The sequence below is a fragment of the Streptomyces sedi genome, assembly GCF_006335015.1.
GTDB lineage: Bacteria > Actinomycetota > Actinomycetes > Streptomycetales > Streptomycetaceae > Streptomyces > Streptomyces sedi.
In genome coordinates, this window is record NZ_VDGT01000006.1 from 145,968 (window position 1) to 163,056 (window position 17,089).

The window sequence follows — 17,089 nt, forward strand, 5'->3', positions numbered from 1 at the left end:
CCGCCGTCGCCTCCCACGCCGCCGGCTGACCACCCGCGGGTGTCCCATCCCCTTGCCGCTGACCGCGGCGGCCTGCCCGCCGCCCGCCAGCCACGTGTCGCGCACCGTCCTTCCCCTTCTCCGGAACGGCCTGGGCCGCCTCAGGGAAAGAGCCGCCGAGTCATGGAGGATCGGCCGGCGCGACGCCGTCCGGCTCCTCGGCCATGCCACCGAAAGGGCCGTGGAACACCGGCAACGGGCCTTCGCCAGGCTCTGCGCCCTCCTTGTGCGCCGATGCCCCATCCATGCGCTCTGCCGCCTTCGGGCCGGCGTGAGAGGGTCGGCTCCGGTTCGGAAGGCATTGCTCGCGCTTCACCGGGCATCAGCAACCAAGGCCCACCCGCCGGGACCTGCTCGCCGCTCCGACGCACCGACCACCTCACCAGGGAGGCCCAGTGCTCAGCAGCCGAACGCGCCACACGGACAGCGACGTCGTCGTCATCGGGGCCGGCCCGGCCGGGTTGTCGGCGGCCCACAGACTGAGCGCCGCGGGGCTGACAGTCCTCGTGCTGGAGAGCGGCGACCGCATAGGCGGACGGATGGCCACCGAGAAGCGGGACGGCTTCCTCCTCGACCGCTCCAGCCAGTTGACCCTCCCGGAGTCTCCGGCACTGGCCGAGCTGCCCCGCCCGGTGGCTCTGAGCCCCCTGCGCGGCGGCGTGCGGCTGCACGGCGCGGGGCCCGTCTGCCAACTGGGCGGCGAGGGCGAGGGGGCGGCTCCGCCGGCCGAGTCCTTCGACCAGATCTGGCTGCGGGCCAACCTCGCGCGGCTGGGACGGCTCTCCGAGGAGCAGCTCTCCCGGCGGCCGGAAGTGACGGCGGCCGAGGCGCTGACGCAGCGGGACATCCCGTCGCGGATCGCCGACGCGATGCTCCGGCCGGCGCTGGCCGCGTTGCTTCACGATCCGGAGCTGTCGACGTCCAGCCGACTGAGCGACGCGGTGCTCCGCGCGTTCGCCCGTCACGGCCTGGCACTTCCGGAGGGAGGCGCGGCGACGCTCCCGCACGCCCTCGCCGCCGAACTCCCCGTGGGGGCCTTGCGCACAGGCGTCACTGTCACATCTGTCGCAACCACGCGGGTGGAGACCGCGGACCACGGTGTCTTCCGCTGCCGGGCCGTCGTGGTGGCGACGGGCGCGGCGACAGCGGGCCGACTGCTGCCCGGGCTGCGGATGCCGCGCTTCCACCAGATGACCGTGCTGCATCACGCGGCGCCCGAGCTGCCGGTTCCCCGGCCGGCGCTGCTGGTGGAGGCGGGCGCGCGTGGCCCGGTGGCGCACTCGGTCGCCGTCTCCGCCGCCGACCCGAGCCGGGCCCCCGCCGGACAGACACTGCTGACGTCGGTGGTCATCGGCCCGCAGGCCGCCGAGCGGCCCGACCGGCTGGACCGGGCGGCCCGCACCCAGCTCGGGGAGTTGCACGGGGCGCCGGCGAACGGGTGGCGACTGCTGGCGGCACACCACGACCCCCAGGCGGTCCCGGTGTTGCCGCCGCCGTACCGGAGGCGCCGTCCGGTACGGCTGCTCGACGGCCTGTACGTCTGTGGCGACCACCGGGACCTGCCCGGCATCACCGGCGACCTGGTCTCCGCGCGGCGAGCGAGCCTCGCCGTCATGGAGGACCTGGGGTGCGCCCCGGCGGCCCCGTCCGCGAGCGCCGCCGCCGGCTGACCACGGAACCGGGCACCGGGCCCGGGCTACCGGAGCACCGCCGTTTTCTCACGGTAGGCCCGGACGGCAGCCGCGTCGCGGAACGGCTCCAGGCGCCGCTCGAAGTCCTGCACGTACTCGTGGGCGCGTGCCGAACGCATCTCGTTGGCCTGCTGAGCCGCCTCCGCCGCGAGGGCGCACGCCTGTTCCACATCGCCCAGGCCAAGACGGGCCGAGGCGAGCACCACCCGGCAGAAGAGCCGGCTGCGCGCGTACTCGGGAGGGCGTAGTTGGAGCGAGCGTTCGGCGTGCCGGGCAGCTGCCCGGTACTGCTTAAGGTCCCGGTTGCAGTGCCCGAACTCGTCGGACAGCTGCGCCTCGTCGAAGTAACGCGCCCAGGGCGGGGCGTCCTCGGCGGACCTGGCCGCTTCCAGAGCGCGCTCGGCCCTGGCCATGGCGGCCGTGCAGGATCGGACCTCACCCAGCAGTCCGTGGCCCCGTGCCTCCACGGCGTGCAGCAACGCCTGGACGACGGGCGCGACGGAACTGGCGATGCCCTGCTGGGCGACACGGGCCAGCTGGACGGCCTCTCGGCCATGGCCGAGATAGACGGCTTGTCGACTCATCGACACCAGGACGAAGCTGCCGTACCCGCGGTCGCCGGCGGCCTGCGCCAGGCGCAGCGCCTGCACGAAGTACCGCTGGGCCAGGCCGTGGGCGACGATGTCGTAGGCCGTCCACCCCGCGAGTCGCGTCAGCTCCGCGGCGGCGGAGAAGAGCTTGCGCCCCGTCTGTTCGCCGTAGCCGCCTCTGAGCATGGGCTCAAGCTCGTGCTCCAGGTAGCGGACGAGGGCCTGACGCGCGTGACCGCCACCGTAGGCCTGGTCGAGCCCCCGGAAGAGCTCGGCAACGGAGCGCAGCGCGGCGATGTCACCGGCCGTTACGCGCTGCCCCGGGCCTCGCTCCACCCGGTCGATCCGGCTGGGTCGCGGCGCTCGCAGCTGGGCGCGGGCGGCGCCCAGTGGGCCGTGCCCGCGCAGCTGCTCCGGGACCCGGACGGCCGGCGTGGGCGGTGCTTCCTGTGCGGCGCCGCCCTCGGGTGCCTCCCCTCGGGCGACGCGGTCGTCGGGGCGCCCGATCAGCCAGTCGCGGCTTGGGACGACGAGGCCGGCGGGCGTGAACGCGATCTTGCGGAGCTCGGCGTATCCGCCGGTGTCCTTGCGCCAGAGCCCGGCGACGATGTCCACCGCCTCGGCGGGACTGCCGGCGAACTCAAGCCCCGCGTAGACGGGGGCGCAGGCCTCCAACCCCAGGTCCTGGGCGGAGAGCCTTCGGCCGAGTCGTCGGGTGAACACCTCGGCGATCAGTGCCGGGGTGGTGCCGCGCGGTCGCTGACCGCGAAGCCAGCGGGTGACCGAGGTCTTGTCATACCGGAGGTCGAGGCCATGTTCGAGGCCGAGCTGGTCGACACGGCGGGCGAGCCCCGCGTGGGAGAAGCCCGCCTCGGCGATCAGGGCGGCCAGCTGTCGGTTGGGGTTGCGCGGCGTGGCGGGCTGCGGGGAGGCCGGGCCTCCGGGTCGTTCCGTAGACATCGGCGATGCGGTCTCCTGCCTTACGGCTGTGCGGCTGGAACGGCGTGAATGTAACGGTCCCGCCAGGTCGCAACGCCGCGACGGCGGATGATTCATCCGTATGTGTGAGCCGGAGGCCACCCCCCTCGTCGCTTTCCGTCGGGCTTAGAGTTGAGGTGAGACGCCAGTGCGTGTCACCAGAACGTGTATGCCAAGCACGTGTACGGAAAGAGAGAGTTGCAGTGGGCGAGCTGCGCTTTGTCCATCTGGGGTTCGGGGCCGAGGCGGTGGAGTACCACGCCGCCTGGCAGGAGCAGCGTCGGGTCCACACCGCCCGCTTCGCCGACGAGACCCCTGACACCTGCCTGCTCCTGGAGCACCAGTCGGTCTACACGGCCGGGCGGCGCACGGAGGAGAACGAGCGCCCCCTGGACGGCACTCCGGTGATCGATGTCGACCGTGGTGGAAAGATCACCTGGCACGGTCCGGGCCAGCTGGTGGGCTACCCGATCATGAAGCTGCCGCGACCGGTCGATGTCGTCGCGCATGTGCGCCGGCTGGAGGACGTGCTGATCGCCGTCTGCGCCGAGTTCGGGCTGGAGACCACCCGGGTCGAGGGCCGCAGCGGGGTGTGGGTGCTGGGCGACGAGGTTCCCGGGACACGGGCCGGCCTGGGCGGCCTGTCGCTGGACTTCGACCCCCGGCGGCATGACGAGGAGTTCGATCCGCGCCTGAACGGTCCCGAGTACGCGCCGTCGAACGCCGGCCAGCGCCACGAGGACCGGAAGCTGGCGCAGATCGGCATCCGGGTCGCCAAAGGCGTCACCATGCATGGCTTCTCGCTCAACTGTGATCCCGACAACACCTCGTTCGACCGGATCGTGCCGTGCGGCATCAGGGACGCCGGCGTGACCTCGCTCTCGCACGAGCTGGGGCGGCCGGTGACGGTCACCGACGTACTCCCCGTGGTCGAGAAGTACCTCACCGCTATGTGGTCCGCGGCCACCCCGCTACCGAGGGCCGTGTGACCGGGATCACCCCCACTTCCCGAGGCGTACGCTGGGGAACGCCAAAGAATCGAAGCCGTAGGGAGCCGGACGTGTCCGCTGTCGCACCAGACGGCCGCAAGATGTTGCGTCTTGAGGTCCGGAACAGCCAGACCCCGATCGAACGCAAGCCGGAGTGGATCAAGACCCGCGCCCGGATGGGCCCGGAGTACCAGGCGTTGCAGGGGCTGGTGAAGCGCGAGGGCCTGCACACGGTCTGCCAGGAGGCCGGCTGCCCCAACATCTTCGAGTGCTGGGAGGACCGCGAGGCCACGTTCCTCATCGGTGGCGAACAGTGCACCAGGCGCTGCGACTTCTGCCAGATCGACACCGGCAAGCCCGCGGAGCTGGACCGGGACGAGCCGCGTCGGGTGGCCGACTCGGTACGCCAGATGGACCTGAAGTACGCGACGATCACCGGCGTGGCCCGTGACGACCTGCCGGACGGCGGCGCCTGGCTCTACGCCGAGACCGTGCGGCAGATCCACGAGGCGATGCCCGGCACCGGTGTCGAGCTGCTGATCCCCGACTTCAACGCCGTCCCCGAGCAGTTGGACGAGGTCTTCTCTTCGCGCCCCGAGGTGCTGGCGCACAACGTGGAGACGGTGCCGAGGATCTTCAAGCGGATCCGGCCGGCGTTCACCTACGAGCGCTCGTTGCGGGTGCTCACGCTCTCCCGCGAGGCGGGGCTGGTCACCAAGTCGAACCTGATCCTCGGCCTCGGCGAGACCCGCGAGGAGGTCAGCCAGGCGCTGCGCGACCTGCACGAGGCCGGCTGCGAGCTGATCACCATCACGCAGTACCTGCGGCCCACCCCGCGCCACCACCCGGTGGAGCGCTGGGTGAAGCCGGCGGAGTTCGTCGAACTGCAGCAGGAGGCCGAGGAGATCGGGTACGCCGGCGTGATGTCCGGTCCGCTGGTCCGTTCCTCCTACCGCGCCGGCCGTCTCTACCAGCAGGCCGTCGAGCGGCGCGGCGCCCCGAAGGCGGCCTGACGGCACGGACCGTTGATCCGGGGGCCACGGGGTGGAAACACCGCGCGGGCACGATACGAGGGGGAACGTTGTCCATGGCTGGCCCATGGCGGGTTCGCGGGGCGTCGACAGGCGCCGAGGACACTGCCCGGCCGTGGGTGGCCGGGTCGTCGGGGAGGGACGCGGTGATGGGGTTGGTTCAGCTGGTGCACGGGGAGCGGCCGAGTGTCGGGAGGGCCCTGCGGGCCCTGGACGAGCGGCTGCTCGCGGGCGGTCGGCGTACCGCGTTGGAGAACGCCAGGTCCGCGGTGCGCGAGGACGAGGAGCGGGCCGCCGCGCACCGTGACGCGGTGCGGGCGCTCCGCACGGTCGGCGCGGGCGACACGTCGCCCGCGTTGCCCACCTCGGGGGCCTGACCCGGGCGAGGGGCGGGCCGGGGGCGCCGTACACTGGCCCGCATGGCGCGGAAGGAAAAGGAACAGGATTCCGAAGAACCAGGCCGGTTGAAGCAGATCGGTCTGACCTACAAGATGGCCAAGCGGGTCGATCGTTGGATCGGCCTGTGGCTGGCTCTGGTCTTTTTGGGCACGTTCGGGATCGTTCTCGGTATCGGTTTTCTCTGGGGACACCCGGTCTATCTGGGCATCCTCGGCTTCCTGGTCGCGCTGCTGACCACCGCCATCGTCTTCGGCCGCAGGGCCGAGCGGGCGGCCTTCAGCCAGATGGAGGGCCAGCCGGGCGCCGCGGCGGCCGTTCTGGAGAACATGCGGCGCGGCATCGTCTTCACCCCGGCCATCGCGGTCAACCGCCAGCAGGACGTGGTCCACCGGGCGGTCGGCAAGTGCGGCGTGGTCCTGGTCGGTGAGGGCAACCCGAACCGGCTGAGGACGCTGATGGCGGCCGAGAAGCGCCGGATGAACCGGGTCGTCTCCGACGTTCCGGTGCACGACATGGTCGTCGGCAAGGGTGAGGACCAGGTGGAGCTGAAGGAGCTGCGCCGTCGGATCGCGAAGTACCCGAAGGTGCTGGCGGGCCCGCGGGTCACCGAGGTCAACGACCGGCTGCGCGCGATGGGCGACCTGATGAGCAACATGCCGATTCCGAAGGGCCCGATGCCCAAGGGCGGGATGCGGATGAAGGGCAACAACCAGACTCCCCGTCGGGGCCGCTGAGGGTTCACCGCTGAACGGTTCGGAGCGCTGAACGGTTCGGAGCGCTGAACGGTTCGGAGCGGGGCCGGGCCCGCGGGGATCACCTCGCGGCGGCGGTGTCCGGGGCGGCGGAGCCGTCCGGGCGGCCCGGGTGTGAAGTCACGAGACGGCGAGGGCCGTTGGTCGGGGCGGTGACATCGATGTTCACCGTTCGGCCAACGGCCCTCGCCGTCGTCGTCCCGCCCGCCGGCGGGGACGATGCCGCGGTGGCGGCTACGCCGCGCCCGCCGTCGCCGGGGGCTCGTCGGCCGCGGGCTGGCCGGTGAGGCGCACCTGCACGGCGGCGGCGGCGCGGTCGTGGAGGCCGCGGCCGTCGCGGTCCCAGATGAGGGCCGGGATGGCCAGCGCCAGCAGCAGGCAGCGGAGGGCCGAGCGCGGGAAGGAGAGGCGCTCGCCGGAGAGGTGCACCACGCGCAGCCCCAACAGGCGCTTTCCGGGGGTCATTCCGACGGTGCCCACGGTCATGAGGCTCATCAGGGTGAAGACCGCCAGGGTCCAGTTGTTGGCCGTCGCGAGGTTCCCCTGGGCGAGGAGACCGTATGCGATCAAGGCGCAGAGCAGCCAGTCCACGCAGATGGCCGCAAGCCTGCGGCCGACCGGGGCGATCGACCCCGGTCCCTCCCTCGGAAGGCCCAGGCGTTCGCCCCGGTATCCGAAGTCGATCCCCATGCCCTCGGCCGCCGCGCGGGGGCCGGAGAGCCACGAACCAATTGCCTGCCGGTTGTCCACGCCTCCACGGTAGCGCGGCCGGCCGGTCGGCGTGCCGCCGGCTATCCGGCGAGAAGTCCGGTTAACACTGGGGAAACAAGTGGGTCATGCCCGAGAAATGGCCTCTCCCTAGGGTCGGCCCTGGCAGGCCCGCGCGACGGGCCACTCCCGAGCCGCACATCCCCCGCCCTCCCGGGTCGGGGCTAGGAGGACATCGGATGTTCCGAAACGCCGACGAGATCAAGAAGTACATCGCGGACAACGACGTCAAGTTCATCGATGTCCGTTTCTGCGACCTGCCGGGCACCATGCAGCACGTCACCGTTCCGGCCGAGGCGTTCGACCCGGCGGAGCAGCTGATGTTCGACGGGTCGTCGATCCGTGGCTTCCAGGCCATCCACGAGTCCGACATGGCTCTGATCGCCGATCTGACCACCGCGCGGGTCGACCCGTTCCGGCGGGACAAGACCGTCAACATCAACTTCTTCATCCACGACCCCATCACGGGCGAGGCCTACAGCCGCGACCCGCGGAACGTGGCGAAGAAGGCCGAGGCGTATCTGACCTCGTCCGGGGTCGCGGACACCGCGTTCTTCGGCCCGGAGGCCGAGTTCTACGTCTTCGACGACGTGCGTTTCGAAACCCGTTCCAACGCCGGCTACTACTACATCGACTCGGAGGCGGGCGCCTGGAACACCGGAGCCATCGAGGAGGGTGGCAACCGGGGCTACAAGGTCCGTTACAAGGGCGGCTACTTCCCCGCGCCGCCGGTGGACCACTTCGCCGACCTGCGGGCGGAGATCTCCCTTGAGCTGGCCGCCGCGGGCCTGGAGGTCGAGCGGCAGCACCACGAGGTGGGCACGGCCGGTCAGGCGGAGATCAACTACAAGTTCAACACCCTGCTGGCCGCCGCCGACGACCTGATGCTCTTCAAGTACATCGTGAAGAACGTCGCCTGGCGGAACGGGAAGACCGCGACGTTCATGCCGAAGCCGATCTTCGGCGACAACGGCTCGGGGATGCACGTCCACCAGTCGCTGTGGCAGGGCGGGTCGCCGCTCTTCTACGACGAGCAGGGGTACGCGGGCCTGTCGGACACGGCCCGCTACTACATCGGCGGTGTGCTCAAGCACGCGCCGTCGCTGCTGGCGTTCACCAACCCGACGGTCAACTCCTACCACCGTCTGGTCCCGGGCTTCGAGGCGCCGGTGAACCTGGTCTACTCGCAGCGGAACCGTTCCGCCGCGATGCGCATCCCGATCACCGGTTCCAACCCGAAGGCCAAGCGCGTGGAGTTCCGCGCGCCGGACCCGTCGTCGAACCCGTATCTGGCGTTCTCGGCGCTGCTGCTCGCGGGCCTGGACGGCATCAAGAACAAGATCGAGCCGGCCGAGCCGATCGACAAGGACCTCTACGAGCTGGCGCCCGAGGAGCACGCCGGGGTGGCGCAGGTCCCGACCTCGCTGCCGGCCGTGCTGGAGGCGTTGGAGAACGACAACGAGTACCTCCAGGCCGGCGGGGTCTTCACCTCGGACCTGATCGAGACCTGGATCGACTTCAAGCGGGAGAAGGAGATCGCGCCGATGCAGCTGCGGCCTCACCCGCACGAGTTCGAGCTGTACTTCGACGTGTGAGCCCGCCGGGCCGTCACGCCGGACGAGGGCCGTCACCCCAGCCGCGGGGTGGCGGCCCTCGCCGCGTGCGTGTCGGGTTCAGCGGAGCGTTACGCGTCGGGGGCCGAGGAACGGGGCGAGGGACAGCACGTTCCCGGGGAGGCGGAGTTCCGGCTCGGCCAGGTAGAGGGCGCGGGCGGCGTCGAGGTCGACGTGCGGGGCGGTGAGCCGGGCGACGCGGTCGTGGCGGGCCCGCAGGGTGTCGGTGAGGTCCGCGTCGTCGGTGGGGCTGTCGCCCCAGACGTCCCAGAGCAGGGGTTCGGCGCCGTTGAGCATGGCCAGGTCGAGGCGGAGGGCGTCGCCGACGAGCCACTCGCCGACCAGGGCGGTCTCGGGGGTGCGCACCCCGAAGGTGCGCGGGTCGGCGTCGCGGGCCCGGACGGCGTGCCAGGCGGCGCCGGCGGTGAGGAAACGGTCACGGGGGACGTCCAACGGGTCGATGCCGGCGGGTGGTGCGGAGGCGACGTTGGCGTCGGCCAGCAGCCATCCTCGGCGCGGGTCCCAGTACTCGGTGACGGCGTGGTCGGCGTGGAAGTCGTCGTCGGCGAAGTAGTCGGCGAAGCCGTAGCGCATCCGGGCGGGGATGCCGGTGTGCCGCAGGAACGAGCAGAGCAGTAGCGCGAAGTCGCGGCAGGTGCCGACGAATCGGTCGTTGTAGGGACGTTCGTCGGTCAGGGGCGCGCTGTTCCGGTCGAGGATGAGGCCCAGGATGTCGTCGAGGTAGCGGGTCTCGGCGTCGTGGTGGAGGCGTCGCTCGGGGATCTCGTAGCCGAGGTGTGTGCCTTCGAGCCGGTGGATGACCAGTCCTCTGGCGGCGCGGGCGAGTCGCTCGGGGTCGGCGGGCAGTGCCGCGTAGGCGTCCGCGTGGCGGACGGGGTCGGAGAAGGGGCTCTGTGCGGTGTGGAACGCGGCGGCCTCGGGGGTGAGGCGTGCGGCGTGTGGTGCGGGTTCGGACACGGGCGCTCCGGGGTGGTTCGGGGGGATGGCCCGTCGCCGGGTGGCGCACCGACCGAATTTATCGCTCCCCAGTTCGATTCGAGGGCTGAGCCTGCCGCTTTTCGCCTTCCTCTGTCCATCGAGATCTCGTGGAGTGAGCGTGAGGCGAGGCGGGCGCGGGAGGTTACCGGCTGGTCCGGCTGGTTTTGCGCCGTTCGGCTTGCCCCTCTACGTTCGAAGGGGCGGTCCTGACGGACGGCCGAAGGAGGCACCGATGAGCTTTGTGAGGACCCGCGACGGAGCGCAGATCTACTACAAGGACTGGGGTGTCGGCCCGCCCGTGGTCTTCTCGCACGGCTGGCCGCTCCAGGCGGATGTCTGGGACGACCAGCTGAACCTGGTGGCGGAGAACGGCTACCGCGGTATCGCCCACGACCGCCGGGGCCACGGCCGTTCCAGCCAGACCTGGCACGGCAACAACATGGACACCTACGCCGACGACCTGGCCGAGGTGATCGAGGAGCTGGACCTGCGCGACGTCACGCTGGTGGGGCACTCCACCGGGGGCGGCGAGGTCACGCGCTATCTCGGGCGGCACGGTTCGGCCCGGGTCAGCCGGCTGGTGCTGCTGGGCGCGGTGCCGCCGTTGATGCTGCGGACGCCGGAGAATCCCGAGGGGACCCCGATCGATGTCTTCGACCAGATCCGGGAGGGCGTCCGCGGGGAGCGTTCGCAGTTCTACCTGGACCTGACCGAGACGTTCTTCGGCGCGAACCGGCCGGACAACGAGGTGACGGACGGCAACAGGTACGCGTTCTGGCTGATGGCCATGCAGCTCGGGGTGCGGGGCGCGTTGGACTGTGTGGCGGCGTTCTCCGAGACGGACTTCACGGAGGATCTGCGACGCGTCGACGTGCCGACGCTGGTCATCCACGGCGACGACGACCAGATTGTGCCGATCGACGCCTCGGCGCGGAAGTCGGCCGAGATCATCCCGGACGCGACGCTCCACGTGTACGAGGGCGCGCCGCACGGGCTGGCGAGCGTGCGGGGGTTCAAGGAGCGGTTCCACGAGGACCTGCTCGTCTTCCTCAAGCGCTGACGCGGCGGCCGGCGGTCGACAATTCCCGGCGGGTCTGGGGAGCCCGGTGGTACGGTGAACGGGCTTGTGACGTCGGCCCCTTGAGGGGTCCTGGAGAGTGGGAGGTGAGGTCGATGGCCGCGCAGACGACGCCTGCTCCGAGCAGCGCACCGCAGTTCCCTCTTCTTCCCCGGGTCCCGGCCGCCGCCTGACCGACGCGTGTCCGCCGTCGCGCGCGGGACCCTTACCCAAGGGTGCTCATCTGTCATGAGTTCGCGTTTCTCTTTCCCCTCCGAGTTCTCTTCTTCTTCCTCTTCCGACTCCTCTTCCGAGGCTTCGTCGGGCTTCTCCTCGGACTCCCCCTCGGACTCCCCCTCGGACTCCCCCTCGGACTCCTCCCCGGGCTCCTCGTCACTCGTCCCGGGGCCCGAAGACTCCGCCGGCGCCGGCGCGTTGGCCGCGCTCGGCTGGGACGGCGGCTGGGCCGCCGCCTTCGAGGAGCACGCGGGGCGCGGGCTGTCGCCGGCGCGGGTGGTGCGGGTCGACCGCGGCCGGTGCGACCTGGTCGCCGGGGTCGGCCCGGTGCGCGTCGAGAGCGGCCCGCCCGGCGCCTGCACGGGCGACTGGGTGGCGCTGCGGGCCGCTGAGGCCGGCGGCGAGCCGCGCCTGGAGGCGCTGCTGCCCCGCCGCACCGCGATCGTGCGGGCCACGGCGTCCCGCGACTCCCACAGCCAGGTGCTCGCCGCCAATGTCGACACCGTGGTGGTGGCCGTCCCCGCGGGTGGCTCCTGGGACGCCGGCCGGCTGGAGCGGCTGCTGGCGCTGGCCTGGGAGAGCGGGGCCCGGCCGGTCGTCGCCCTCACCAAGATCGACCGGTGCGCCGATCCGGGGGCGCTGCTGGAGGAGGCCGCCTCGCTGGCGCCCGGTGTCGACGTGGTGGCGACCAGCGCGCTGCGCGGCGAGGGCGTCGAGGCGCTCAGGGCGCTGCTGGGCGGCACGGTGGTGCTGCTGGGCACCTCCGGGGCCGGCAAGTCCACGTTGGGCAACGCCCTGTTGGGCGAGGAGGCGCTCGCCACCGGCGAGATCCGCGAGGTGGACGGCAAGGGGCGGCACACCACCGTGCGCCGGGAGTTGCTGCCGCTGCCGCGCGGCGGGGTGCTGATCGACACTCCGGGGCTGCGCGGGGTCGGGCTGCATGACGCGGCCGACGGGCTCGGGCAGGTCTTCGCCGACATCGAGGCGCTGGCCGGGGAGTGCCGGTTCGGGGACTGCGCCCACCGGGTGGAGCCGGGCTGTGCGGTGCTGGCCGCCGTGGAGTCCGGCGAGTTGCCGGAGCGTCGGCTGACCAGCTACCGCAAGTTGCTGCGGGAGAACGCCTGGGCGGCGGCGCGCACCGACGCGCGGCTGCGGGCCGAGCAGGCCACCCGCTGGAAGGCGATCAGCCGCACGCAGCGGGCCGCTTACCGTTTCCGCGACCGGCAGCGCTGAGGGTCGCGCGCACGGCCCCGTCCGTCTGCCCCGTTCCGTCGGCGCCCGCGCCGGTGGGGCGGGGCGTTCTCGCGCGCCGACGGCGTTCGACCTTCGACCGTTTTCTCCCAACTCCTGGGCGGCGTCCGGCATGTTGCGACCGTTCCGTAACGCGGGGCACTGGACCGACGGGTAACCCGCACGCGTAATATTGATTACATGATTACAGACAAGGGGCGGCAGGAGCTGCACGGCTGGTTTGTCGGCCGACTGCCGGAGTCCTGGTTCACCGAGCTGGTGGAGGTTTCCGCCGACCGCGAGGAGATCACGGTCATCGGGCGGATACCGGAGCCGGACCTCCCCGCGGAGGCGTCGCTCACGGAGTTCGAGGCGGCTTGCGAGGGGCGCATCACCGAGTTCCGCGAGCGCACCAGGGCGCAGCGGGTCGAGGTGGCGCGGGAGGCGCAGATCCGTTTTCGGCGGCAGCTCTCGTGGGGGGCGCGCTGCGGCCACAGCCAGGAGATGTTCACCCACATCTCCGCGCCGGTGATGACCCGGCTGAAGCAGCCCGAGCGGCTGGTGCTCGACACCCTGATCGCGGGGGGCGTGGCGCGCAGCAGGAGCGACGCGCTGGCCTGGTGTGTGCGGTTGGTGGAACGGCACTCCGACGCCTGGCTGGCCGATCTGCGCGAGTCGCTGCACGAGGTGGAGCGGGTGCGCACCGAGGGCCCCGCGCCCTCCACGGCGGGCGGGCTGGAGGGCAGCGCGCTGGAGAAGTCGGACAAGTAGCGGTAGCGGCGGGAACGGGGCGCGGCCGGAGGGACCTTCGGCCGTGTGACCGGCGGGGAGCCGGCGAGGGATCGGCCCGAGGCGCGAGGGGCGAAAGGGTGACGTCGCGGGGGTGGAGCCCGCCGTGACGAGAGCACCGTGACGCGAGTCAACGGGAGTGGGCGGGGGCGACGGTCGGGGCGAAGCGCATCACTTTACGGGACATATCACCATACGCCTCCGCATGGTTTTAACTTTACGTTACCTTTCTCCCATGCCACAACGACGGGTAGCCCGACGCCGTTTGACGGCAGCGGACTGGGCGGAGGCGGCGCTCGACGCGCTGCGGGACGAGGGAAGCCTCAGTGCCATCGCCATCGAGCCCTTGGCCGCGCGGCTCGGCGCGACCAAGGGCAGTTTCTACTGGCACTTCGCCAACCGTGACGCCCTGATCGACGCGGCGCTCGCCGGCTGGGAGGCACGCTCGACCGAGGAGTTGACCGAGGCCGTGGCCGCCGGTGAGGACGATCCGGCCGCGCGCGGGCGTGAGTTGCTGCGCACCATGACCGGCCTGGCCCATCGGGACCCGACGGAGCTGGCGCTGCTCGCCGAGGCCGGGCAGCCACGCGTGGCGGCGACGTTGGAACGGGTGATAACGCGGCGGCTGGAGGCGCTCGCGGCGCTGCTGGAGACGGAGTTGGCGCTGCCGCGCGAGGAGGCGAGGAGCCGGGCGCTGCACGCGTACTGCGACCAGCTGGGGCGGGCGCAACTCGCCCGCGCCATACCGGCGGTGCTGCCGGAGGCCGCCGATGACGAGGAGACCGTGATCGACTCGGCCTGGCACTCGCTGCTGGGCGCGGCGGCCGGCGGACAACGAGGCGCGTGAACCGGGGGCGCGGTGCGGGTGAACGGGGCGCGCACGCCGGCGGGTGGGGCGGACCGGTGGCGGTGTGGGTGGGCGCGAGCACGCCTCGGGTGGGGCCCCTGATTTCCCCGTTCCGAAGCCTTTGCGATGTTCCCTTGCCCAGGCCGCTCACCGACCCGGATCCGACGAGTTCCCCGCCCCCTCGGCGGCAAACCACTCCCCCGACGGGCGGCCGTGCCGGCGCGCTCGGCATGGCCGCGCGCACGCCGGCGCGTCGTGTGGGGCGCGCGCCGGCGGGTACCCGGGGCGTTCCCCGACGTGGTGAGGAGGAAGCCATGCAGCAGCGTGGGAGCGACCAGTACAGCCCGCGTCGCGACGACGAGATGAAGCATGAGCTTCAGGGCATGTTGCGCGGCGAGCGGCCGTCGAGGGCCGAGGAGTGGCACGACCCGGAGCCGGCGGCCGACGACGATCCGCCGCTGGCCGGCGGCCCGGTGCGGCCGGGCGCGGGGGGCGACCCCGGCGAGCGGGACGACGAGGCGTTCCGCTTCGAGCTGGCGCGCTATCTGCGACGGACGGACTTCCCGGCGGAGCGTCCGGGGGTGCTCGCGGCGCTGGACGAGAACCACGCGCCCGAGCCGTTGATCGAGACGGTCCGCGCCGAGCTGCCCGAGGAGCACGCCTACCGGAACGTGCAGGAGGTGGCGGTCGCGCTCGGCCACCATCCGCGCACCTGAGCGCCAGCGCGCGCCCCCGTGTCCGCCGTCGCGCGGGCGCGGGGGCGCGTGCCGTCAGGCGTCGAGCGCGGCCTCGACCGCGGCGAGGATCTCGGTGACGCGCAGGCCGAAGCGCACGTCGCAGGGGTGGGACCGGCCGCCGGCGGCGGCCTCGGTGAGTGCGTCGACGGCGCGCCGGTAGGGGCGGACGGGGCCGCCGGCGGCGCGTTCGGGCAGGTTGGAGACGCCGGCCGCGCCGCGCAGCTCGGCGGAGACTCCGGCGGCCTGTGCCGGCATGGACATGCTGACGGTGAAGGTGCTGGAGGCTCCCGAGGTGTGGCGGAGCGCGGCGTGGACCGTGTCGCCGGGGCCCCGGATGGCGCGGATCGCCCCGAGGTCGGTGACGTCGCCCAACGGGGGCAGCAGCACGGACAGCGCGTGCGGTCCGATGTCCCACAGCGCGCCGCGTTCGCGCCGCCAGGTGGAGTGCCGGTAGGGGGAGTCGGAGCCGGCGAAGACCGGGGAGAACCATTCGGCGCTGCCGGTCAGCCAGTTGTCGGTGCCGCACTGGGCCTCGACCCAGGCCGCGGTCTCCGGCGCGAAACGGAGCGTGCAGAAGACCACGGAGGCGCGTCGGCGCGCGGCCACGGCGTCGGCGATCGCGCGGGCGCCGGCGACGGTGGTGGCGATCGGCTTCTCCAGCAGCAGGTGGCAGCCGGCCTCCGCGGCGCGCACCGCGAGCGGCGCCTGGACATCGGGCGGCAGCGCGAAGGCCACCGCGTCGCAGTCGGCGAAGAGGGCGTCCGGGGTGTCGTAGGGGCGGGTGCGGAGGGTGTGCGCCAGCGCGGCGACCGCCTCGGGCCTGCGTCCCCAGACGCCGACCAGCCGCACGCCCGGGTGTTCCGCCAGGCCGGGGCCGTGGGTGTCGGCGGCCCAGGGGCCGGTACCGAGCAGGCCGATCCTCATCGTCGACGCCTCTCCCTCGCTCGCCTTCTCGTCGTGCGCCCACACCTTAGTGCGGTGTGGGGCGCCGGCGATCTCGTTACCGGGCCGGGGACGGCGGCCGGTGGTTCACAGCCGCTTAACGGCCGGGCAACGGAAGGGCAATCGCCGCTGGCGAGGCTGTGGCCAACGTTCCGCGACGGGCGTATCCCGCCGCGCGCCGGCGCGTGCGCGCGGTGGCGCGCCGGTGAACGCGTGCCCGCGCGCACCCGCGTTGCCCCCGAGACGCCCCCGAGGAGTCATGACCGTGAGCTACAAGGCCGAGTACATCTGGATCGACGGCACGGAACCGACCGCCAAGCTGCGTTCCAAGACCAAGATCCTGGCGGACGGCGCGGAGCCCCCGGTGTGGGGCTTCGACGGTTCCAGCACCAACCAGGCGGAGGGCCACGCCTCCGACCGGGTGCTCCAGCCGGTCGCCAGCTTCCCCGACCCGATCAGGGGCGGCGAGAACCTGCTGGTGCTGTGCGAGGTCCTCGAAACGGACGACACCGCGCACTCCTCCAACACCCGGGCGCTGCTGCGGCCGGTGGCCGAGCGGTTCGGGGGCCAGGAGCCGCTCTTCGGCATCGAGCAGGAGTACACGTTCTTCCAGGGCTCGCGCCCGCTGGGCTTCCCCGAGAACGGGTTTCCCGCGCCGCAGGGCGGCTACTACTGCGGTGTCGGCGCGGACGAGATCCACGGCCGGGAGATCGTCGAGGCGCACCTGGAGAACTGTCTGCGGGCGGGCCTGGGGATCTCCGGGATCAACGCCGAGGTGATGCCGGGGCAGTGGGAGTTCCAGGTGGGGCCGCTCTCCCCGCTGGAGGTCGCCGACCAGCTGTGGGTGGCCCGTTGGCTGCTGTACAGGACCGCCGAGGACTTCGGGGTGTCGGCGACGCTCGACCCCAAGCCGGCCAAGGGCGACTGGAACGGCGCGGGGGCGCACACGAACTTCTCGACGCGTGCGATGCGCGAGGGCTATGACGCGATCGTCACGGCCTGCGACGCGCTGGGCGCGGAGGGCAAGCCGCTGCACCATGTGCGGAACTACGGCACCGGTGTCGAGGACCGGCTGACCGGGGCGCACGAGACGGCGCCGTGGGACGCGTACAGCTACGGGGTCTCCGACCGCGGTGCCTCGGTGCGCATCCCCTGGCAGGTGGAGCGCGACAAGAAGGGGTACATCGAGGACCGTCGTCCGAACGCCAACTGCGACCCCTACGTGGTGACCCGGCTGCTGGTGGAGACCTGCTGCGCGGAGTTGGAGCGCGCCGGTCACGTCTGAGCCCGCCGCCCCGGCGTCCGCGACCGGTGGCCGGCGCGGCGAGGACACCCGCGCCGGCCAGCGGTAACGGCCTGGTGTACTCAACACCACCGGGCGTTCGGGGTCTCCCCCCGTTA

General features: G+C 72.3%; 16 protein-coding genes. 12 read left to right on the forward strand and 4 right to left on the reverse strand.

The window, feature by feature from the left end; translation table 11 throughout:
- The first annotated feature begins 434 nt into the window (after nt 1-434).
- Nucleotides 435-1,709: an NAD(P)/FAD-dependent oxidoreductase gene (locus FH715_RS10445; protein WP_139643479.1), complete on the forward strand. Its 1,275-nt coding sequence runs from the start codon at nt 435-437 to the stop codon at nt 1,707-1,709.
- 26 nt (nt 1,710-1,735) lie between these two features.
- Here FH715_RS10445 and FH715_RS10450 read toward each other — a convergent pair whose 3' ends face one another.
- Nucleotides 1,736-3,280 (reverse strand): NsdA family TPR-like regulatory protein, encoded by a 1,545-nt coding sequence (locus tag FH715_RS10450; protein WP_139643482.1) that lies wholly within the window; start codon nt 3,278-3,280, stop codon nt 1,736-1,738.
- Nucleotides 3,281-3,501: 221 nt separating this feature from the next.
- Here FH715_RS10450 and lipB point away from each other — a divergent pair, with 221 nt between their 5' ends.
- From lipB to FH715_RS10470, 4 genes are all read left to right on the forward strand, one after another.
- On the forward strand, nt 3,502-4,287 hold the full coding sequence (gene lipB / locus FH715_RS10455) for a lipoyl(octanoyl) transferase LipB (protein ID WP_139643485.1): 786 nt from the start codon (nt 3,502-3,504) through the stop codon (nt 4,285-4,287).
- Between the two features lie 71 nt (nt 4,288-4,358).
- On the forward strand, nt 4,359-5,300 hold the full coding sequence (gene lipA / locus FH715_RS10460) for a lipoyl synthase (RefSeq protein ID WP_139643488.1): 942 nt from the start codon (nt 4,359-4,361) through the stop codon (nt 5,298-5,300).
- Nucleotides 5,301-5,467: 167 nt separating this feature from the next.
- The gene (locus FH715_RS10465; protein ID WP_139643491.1) at nt 5,468-5,695 is read left to right on the forward strand and encodes a hypothetical protein; all 228 of its coding nucleotides are present in this window, start codon (nt 5,468-5,470) and stop codon (nt 5,693-5,695) included.
- Nucleotides 5,696-5,737: 42 nt separating this feature from the next.
- Nucleotides 5,738-6,451, forward strand: a complete 714-nt coding sequence (locus tag FH715_RS10470) for a DUF4191 domain-containing protein (protein ID WP_139643494.1) — start codon at nt 5,738-5,740, stop codon at nt 6,449-6,451.
- 252 nt (nt 6,452-6,703) lie between these two features.
- Here FH715_RS10470 and FH715_RS10475 read toward each other — a convergent pair whose 3' ends face one another.
- A complete protein-coding gene (locus FH715_RS10475) occupies nt 6,704-7,219 on the reverse strand; it encodes an RDD family protein (RefSeq protein WP_139643496.1) in 516 nt (171 codons plus the stop codon).
- Nucleotides 7,220-7,416: 197 nt separating this feature from the next.
- On the opposite strand from FH715_RS10475, the gene glnA reads away from it, so the two are divergent.
- Nucleotides 7,417-8,832: a type I glutamate--ammonia ligase gene (gene glnA / locus FH715_RS10480; protein ID WP_139643499.1), complete on the forward strand. Its 1,416-nt coding sequence runs from the start codon at nt 7,417-7,419 to the stop codon at nt 8,830-8,832.
- Nucleotides 8,833-8,910: 78 nt separating this feature from the next.
- Here glnA and FH715_RS10485 read toward each other — a convergent pair whose 3' ends face one another.
- On the reverse strand, nt 8,911-9,828 hold the full coding sequence (locus FH715_RS10485; RefSeq protein WP_139643502.1) for a transglutaminase-like domain-containing protein: 918 nt from the start codon (nt 9,826-9,828) through the stop codon (nt 8,911-8,913).
- A 253-nt stretch (nt 9,829-10,081) separates the two neighbouring features.
- Between FH715_RS10485 and FH715_RS10490 the strand changes: the two genes are divergently transcribed.
- The 5 genes from FH715_RS10490 (at nt 10,082) to FH715_RS10510 (ending at nt 14,725) form a co-directional block, all read left to right on the forward strand.
- A complete protein-coding gene (locus FH715_RS10490; protein ID WP_139643506.1) occupies nt 10,082-10,909 on the forward strand; it encodes an alpha/beta fold hydrolase in 828 nt (275 codons plus the stop codon).
- A 246-nt stretch (nt 10,910-11,155) separates the two neighbouring features.
- Entirely contained in the window at nt 11,156-12,376 is a 1,221-nt protein-coding gene (gene rsgA / locus FH715_RS10495; protein ID WP_139643509.1) for a ribosome small subunit-dependent GTPase A, read from the forward strand.
- Between the two features lie 198 nt (nt 12,377-12,574).
- Entirely contained in the window at nt 12,575-13,144 is a 570-nt protein-coding gene (locus FH715_RS10500) for a hypothetical protein (RefSeq protein ID WP_139643512.1), read from the forward strand.
- 253 nt (nt 13,145-13,397) lie between these two features.
- Nucleotides 13,398-14,009, forward strand: a complete 612-nt coding sequence (locus tag FH715_RS10505) for a TetR/AcrR family transcriptional regulator (RefSeq protein WP_246108665.1) — start codon at nt 13,398-13,400, stop codon at nt 14,007-14,009.
- A 314-nt stretch (nt 14,010-14,323) separates the two neighbouring features.
- The gene (locus FH715_RS10510; protein WP_139643518.1) at nt 14,324-14,725 is read left to right on the forward strand and encodes a DUF2795 domain-containing protein; all 402 of its coding nucleotides are present in this window, start codon (nt 14,324-14,326) and stop codon (nt 14,723-14,725) included.
- 54 nt (nt 14,726-14,779) lie between these two features.
- Here the strand turns inward: FH715_RS10510 and FH715_RS10515 are convergent, their stop codons facing one another.
- The gene (locus FH715_RS10515) at nt 14,780-15,670 is read right to left on the reverse strand and encodes a Gfo/Idh/MocA family protein (RefSeq protein ID WP_139643521.1); all 891 of its coding nucleotides are present in this window, start codon (nt 15,668-15,670) and stop codon (nt 14,780-14,782) included.
- Between the two features lie 283 nt (nt 15,671-15,953).
- Here FH715_RS10515 and glnII point away from each other — a divergent pair, with 283 nt between their 5' ends.
- Complete coding sequence (gene glnII / locus FH715_RS10520; protein ID WP_139643877.1) at nt 15,954-16,973, forward strand: glutamine synthetase; 1,020 nt, start codon at nt 15,954-15,956, stop codon at nt 16,971-16,973.
- The last annotated feature ends 116 nt before the right edge of the window (nt 16,974-17,089 follow it).

Excerpts from the sequence above, each read along its gene's own strand:
- FH715_RS10500 (WP_139643512.1), top strand. The coding sequence starts at position 12,575 with ATGATTACAGACAAGGGGCGGCAGGAGCTGCACGGCTGGTTTGTCGGC.
- FH715_RS10465 (WP_139643491.1), top strand. The coding sequence starts at position 5,468 with ATGGGGTTGGTTCAGCTGGTGCACGGGGAGCGGCCGAGTGTCGGGAGG.
- FH715_RS10490 (WP_139643506.1), top strand. The coding sequence starts at position 10,082 with ATGAGCTTTGTGAGGACCCGCGACGGAGCGCAGATCTACTACAAGGAC.
- FH715_RS10515 (WP_139643521.1), bottom strand. The coding sequence starts at position 15,670 with ATGAGGATCGGCCTGCTCGGTACCGGCCCCTGGGCCGCCGACACCCAC.
- FH715_RS10510 (WP_139643518.1), top strand. The coding sequence starts at position 14,324 with ATGCAGCAGCGTGGGAGCGACCAGTACAGCCCGCGTCGCGACGACGAG.
- FH715_RS10450 (WP_139643482.1), bottom strand. The coding sequence starts at position 3,280 with ATGTCTACGGAACGACCCGGAGGCCCGGCCTCCCCGCAGCCCGCCACG.
- FH715_RS10505 (WP_246108665.1), top strand. The coding sequence starts at position 13,398 with ATGCCACAACGACGGGTAGCCCGACGCCGTTTGACGGCAGCGGACTGG.
- rsgA (WP_139643509.1), top strand. The coding sequence starts at position 11,156 with ATGAGTTCGCGTTTCTCTTTCCCCTCCGAGTTCTCTTCTTCTTCCTCT.
- FH715_RS10470 (WP_139643494.1), top strand. The coding sequence starts at position 5,738 with ATGGCGCGGAAGGAAAAGGAACAGGATTCCGAAGAACCAGGCCGGTTG.
- glnA (WP_139643499.1), top strand. The coding sequence starts at position 7,417 with ATGTTCCGAAACGCCGACGAGATCAAGAAGTACATCGCGGACAACGAC.